Source organism: Acinetobacter sp. ANC_7634, from assembly GCF_056779875.1.
Window position 1 is genome coordinate 1 of sequence record NZ_JBWYIT010000023.1, and the last position, 5,549, is coordinate 5,549.

The window sequence follows — 5,549 nt, forward strand, 5'->3', positions numbered from 1 at the left end:
AAGATCATTAAGAGATTATGAAGAACAACTTGTGTGGATTTTTACTGGTTGATTGATCGATATATATTATCATTAATAATTGGTAGAAATTTCTCGAAGTTTATTTGAGCAAATTTTTTGTCAGTAATTGATGAGCCAAGATTGGTACCCTTTAGGTACTATTGATTTTAAACTGAAGAGTTTGATCATGGCTCAGATTGAACGCTGGCGGCAGGCTTAACACATGCAAGTCGAGCGGGGGAAGGTAGCTTGCTACTGGACCTAGCGGCGGACGGGTGAGTAATGCTTAGGAATCTGCCTATTAGTGGGGGACAACATCTCGAAAGGGATGCTAATACCGCATACGTCCTACGGGAGAAAGCAGGGGACCTTCGGGCCTTGCGCTAATAGATGAGCCTAAGTCGGATTAGCTAGTTGGTGGGGTAAAGGCCTACCAAGGCGACGATCTGTAGCGGGTCTGAGAGGATGATCCGCCACACTGGGACTGAGACACGGCCCAGACTCCTACGGGAGGCAGCAGTGGGGAATATTGGACAATGGGCGGAAGCCTGATCCAGCCATGCCGCGTGTGTGAAGAAGGCCTTTTGGTTGTAAAGCACTTTAAGCGAGGAGGAGGCTACTAAGATTAATACTCTTGGATAGTGGACGTTACTCGCAGAATAAGCACCGGCTAACTCTGTGCCAGCAGCCGCGGTAATACAGAGGGTGCGAGCGTTAATCGGATTTACTGGGCGTAAAGCGTGCGTAGGCGGCTTTTTAAGTCGGATGTGAAATCCCCGAGCTTAACTTGGGAATTGCATTCGATACTGGGAAGCTAGAGTATGGGAGAGGATGGTAGAATTCCAGGTGTAGCGGTGAAATGCGTAGAGATCTGGAGGAATACCGATGGCGAAGGCAGCCATCTGGCCTAATACTGACGCTGAGGTACGAAAGCATGGGGAGCAAACAGGATTAGATACCCTGGTAGTCCATGCCGTAAACGATGTCTACTAGCCGTTGGGGCCTTTGAGGCTTTAGTGGCGCAGCTAACGCGATAAGTAGACCGCCTGGGGAGTACGGTCGCAAGACTAAAACTCAAATGAATTGACGGGGGCCCGCACAAGCGGTGGAGCATGTGGTTTAATTCGATGCAACGCGAAGAACCTTACCTGGTCTTGACATAGTAAGAACTTTCCAGAGATGGATTGGTGCCTTCGGGAACTTACATACAGGTGCTGCATGGCTGTCGTCAGCTCGTGTCGTGAGATGTTGGGTTAAGTCCCGCAACGAGCGCAACCCTTTTCCTTATTTGCCAGCGGGTTAAGCCGGGAACTTTAAGGATACTGCCAGTGACAAACTGGAGGAAGGCGGGGACGACGTCAAGTCATCATGGCCCTTACGACCAGGGCTACACACGTGCTACAATGGTCGGTACAAAGGGTTGCTACCTAGCGATAGGATGCTAATCTCAAAAAGCCGATCGTAGTCCGGATTGGAGTCTGCAACTCGACTCCATGAAGTCGGAATCGCTAGTAATCGCGGATCAGAATGCCGCGGTGAATACGTTCCCGGGCCTTGTACACACCGCCCGTCACACCATGGGAGTTTGTTGCACCAGAAGTAGGTAGTCTAACCGCAAGGAGGACGCTTACCACGGTGTGGCCGATGACTGGGGTGAAGTCGTAACAAGGTAGCCGTAGGGGAACCTGCGGCTGGATCACCTCCTTAACGAAAGATTGACGATTGGTAAGAATCCACAACAAGTTGTTCTTCATGACGATGTATCTGAGGGTCTGTAGCTCAGTTGGTTAGAGCACACGCTTGATAAGCGTGGGGTCACAAGTTCAAGTCTTGTCAGACCCACCATGACATACTCATACGATACATTGATCTAAATGATAAGCTGGGGACTTAGCTTAGTTGGTAGAGCGCCTGCTTTGCACGCAGGAGGTCAGGAGTTCGACTCTCCTAGTCTCCACCACGTATTCATTCGAATACGTAGTAAGCAAACGAGTTGATAGCTTATAGAGCTTAGTAATAAAGCTGTGTATACTGCACGCCTTGATTATTAAGCTCTGTGATTTATCACAGTTGACTGCGATCTGACGAAGACGTAGTGAATCATTAACAGCATATATTTGAGTTGAAATAATTTGTTCATACTCATAGAAAGAGCGGAAACGAGATAACGTAAGTTATTGAGTTGAAGTGATTGAAATGAGAACTAGCGAAATTAACTGAATCAAGCGTTTTGGTATATGAATTTGAATTGAAGCTGTACAGTGTTTAGATACACAGTACTTCAAACTGTAATGTTGAACGATCTACTTGTAGGATCGAACGACTGTTTGGGGTTGTATAGTCAAGTAATTAAGTGCATGTGGTGGATGCCTTGGCAGTCAGAGGCGATGAAAGACGTGATAGCCTGCGAAAAGCTCCGGGGAGGCGGCAAATATCCTGTGATCCGGAGATTTCTGAATGGGGGAACCCACCTATCATAAGATAGGTATTGCAACATGAATACATAGTGTTGCAAGGCAAACGCGGGGAAGTGAAACATCTCAGTACCCGTAGGAAAAGAAATCAATTGAGATTCCCTCAGTAGCGGCGAGCGAAAGGGGAAAAGCCCATTAAGTTATGTAAGCTTTAGTGGAATGCTCTGGGAAGTGCAACCATAGTAGGTGATAGTCCTGTACACGAAAGGGCTTACATGATGATGTCGAGTAGGGCGGGGCACGTGAAACCTTGTCTGAATATGGGGGGACCATCCTCCAAGGCTAAATACTCCTGACTGACCGATAGTGAACCAGTACCGTGAGGGAAAGGCGAAAAGAACCCCTGTGAGGGGAGTGAAATAGATCCTGAAACCGCATGCATACAAGCAGTGGGAGCCACTTCGTGTGGTGACTGCGTACCTTTTGTATAATGGGTCAGCGACTTACATTCAGTAGCAAGGTTAACCGAATAGGGGAGCCGTAGAGAAATCGAGTCTTAATAGGGCGTTTAGTTGCTGGGTGTAGACCCGAAACCAGGCGATCTATCCATGAGCAGGTTGAAGGTGAGGTAACACTTACTGGAGGACCGAACCCACTGTCGTTGAAAAGCCAGGGGATGACTTGTGGATAGGGGTGAAAGGCTAATCAAGCCTGGTGATAGCTGGTTCTCCCCGAAAGCTATTTAGGTAGCGCCTCGGACGAATACCATTGGGGGTAGAGCACTGTTTCGGCTAGGGGGTCATCCCGACTTACCAAACCGATGCAAACTCCGAATACCAATGAGTACTATCCGGGAGACAGACTGCGGGTGCTAACGTCCGTAGTCAAGAGGAAAACAATCCAGACCGCCAGCTAAGGTCCCTAAATCATAGTTAAGTGGGAAACGATGTGGGAAGGCATAGACAGCTAGGAGGTTGGCTTAGAAGCAGCCACCCTTTAAAGAAAGCGTAATAGCTCACTAGTCGAGTCGGCCTGCGCGGAAGATGTAACGGGGCTAAAACTATGTACCGAAGCTGCGGATTTGCAATTTATTGCAAGTGGTAGGGGAGCGTTCTGTAAGCCGATGAAGGTGGATTGAGAAGTCTGCTGGAGGTATCAGAAGTGCGAATGCTGACGTGAGTAACGATAAAACGGGTGAAAAACCCGTTCGCTGAAAGACCAAGGGTTCCAGTCCAACGTTAATCGGGGCTGGGTGAGTCGACCCCTAAGGCGAGGCCGAGAGGCGTAGTCGATGGGAAATTGGTTAATATTCCAATACTTCTGTGTAATGCGATGAGAGGACGGAGAAGGTTAAGTCAGCCTGGCGTTGGTTGTCCAGGTGGAAGATTGTAGGCATGTATCTTAGGCAAATCCGGGGTACTCTATGCTGAGAATCGATAGCAAGCTAGTTTACTAGCGAAGTGGCTGATACCATACTTCCAGGAAAAGTCTCTAAGCTTCAGTTACACAGGAATCGTACCCGAAACCGACACAGGTGGTCAGGTCGAGTAGACCAAAGCGCTTGAGAGAACTCTGCTGAAGGAACTAGGCAAAATGGTACCGTAACTTCGGGAGAAGGTACGCTGCCGGCGGTGATAGGACTTGCTCCTTGAGCTACTGGCAGCCTCAGAAACCAGGCCGCTGCAACTGTTTATTAAAAACATAGCACTCTGCAAACACGAAAGTGGACGTATAGGGTGTGATGCCTGCCCGGTGCTGGAAGGTTAATTGATGGGGTTAGCGTAAGCGAAGCTCTTGATCGAAGCCCCAGTAAACGGCGGCCGTAACTATAACGGTCCTAAGGTAGCGAAATTCCTTGTCGGGTAAGTTCCGACCTGCACGAATGGCATAATGATGGCGGCGCTGTCTCCAGCAGAGGCTCAGTGAAATCGAATTCGCCGTGAAGATGCGGTGTACCCGCGGCTAGACGGAAAGACCCCGTGAACCTTTACTGCAGCTTGACATTGAACTTTGATCTTACTTGTGTAGGATAGGTGGGAGGCTTTGAAGTAGAAACGCCAGTTTCTATGGAGCCGTCCTTGAAATACCACCCTGGTAATATTGAGGTTCTAACTCTGCTCCATTATCTGGAGCGAGGACCATGTCTGGTGGGTAGTTTGACTGGGGCGGTCTCCTCCTAAAGAGTAACGGAGGAGTACGAAGGTGCGCTCAGCGTGGTCGGAAATCACGCGTAGAGTATAAAGGCAAAAGCGCGCTTAACTGCGAGACCCACAAGTCGAGCAGGTACGAAAGTAGGTCTTAGTGATCCGGTGGTTCTGTATGGAAGGGCCATCGCTCAACGGATAAAAGGTACTCTGGGGATAACAGGCTGATACCGCCCAAGAGTTCATATCGACGGCGGTGTTTGGCACCTCGATGTCGGCTCATCTCATCCTGGGGCTGAAGCAGGTCCCAAGGGTATGGCTGTTCGCCATTTAAAGAGGTACGCGAGCTGGGTTTAGAACGTCGTGAGACAGTTCGGTCCCTATCTACCGTGGGCGTTGGAAATTTGAGAGGATCTGCTCCTAGTACGAGAGGACCAGAGTGGACGAACCTCTGGTGTACCGGTTGTGACGCCAGTCGCATCGCCGGGTAGCTATGTTCGGAAGGGATAACCGCTGAAAGCATCTAAGCGGGAAGCCTACCTCAAGATTAGATTTCCCAAGGACTTTATGTCCTCTAAAGAGCCGTTGAAGACTACAACGTTGATAGGTTGGATGTGGAAGTACGGTGACGTATGAAGCTGACCAATACTAATTACTCGTGAGGCTTGACTATACAACACCCAAACAGTTGGTGTTGTGGTTCAAATCATGACAAATAACTTGATTTAGTTAGATAAAACGCTAAACTGCACAAATTAAAGCAACTCAAATAGCTGTTAATAACTTCTTTGACCAAGCAAAGGCACGCAAATAATATATGCGAATAAGACCCAAGCAAAGTCACAACAGTTGTGCTGGCGACAATAGCAAGAGTGAACCACCTGATCCCTTCCCGAACTCAGAAGTGAAACCTCTTAGCGCTGATGGTAGTGTGGGGTTACCCATGTGAGAGTAAGTCATCGCCAGCTCATTATTCTAAACACCCCCTTCA

The 5,549-nt window shown here is 48.7% G+C and carries 2 tRNA genes and 3 rRNA genes; all 5 read left to right on the forward strand.

Annotated features, from left to right (window positions below):
• Positions 1-169 precede the first annotated feature (169 nt).
• The 5 genes from AC1M9A_RS14300 (at position 170) to rrf (ending at position 5,526) form a co-directional block, all read left to right on the forward strand.
• Positions 170-1,707, forward strand: a 16S ribosomal RNA gene (locus AC1M9A_RS14300).
• A 61-nt stretch (positions 1,708-1,768) separates the two neighbouring features.
• Positions 1,769-1,845, forward strand: a tRNA-Ile gene (locus AC1M9A_RS14305).
• A 39-nt stretch (positions 1,846-1,884) separates the two neighbouring features.
• Positions 1,885-1,960: transfer RNA gene (locus AC1M9A_RS14310), tRNA-Ala, on the forward strand.
• Between the two features lie 379 nt (positions 1,961-2,339).
• Positions 2,340-5,231 (forward strand): 23S ribosomal RNA (locus tag AC1M9A_RS14315).
• A gap of 180 nt (positions 5,232-5,411) precedes the next feature.
• Positions 5,412-5,526, forward strand: a 5S ribosomal RNA gene (gene rrf / locus AC1M9A_RS14320).
• The 16S, 23S and 5S rRNA genes sit together here with 2 tRNA genes alongside, the layout of an rRNA operon.
• Positions 5,527-5,549 lie beyond the last annotated feature (23 nt).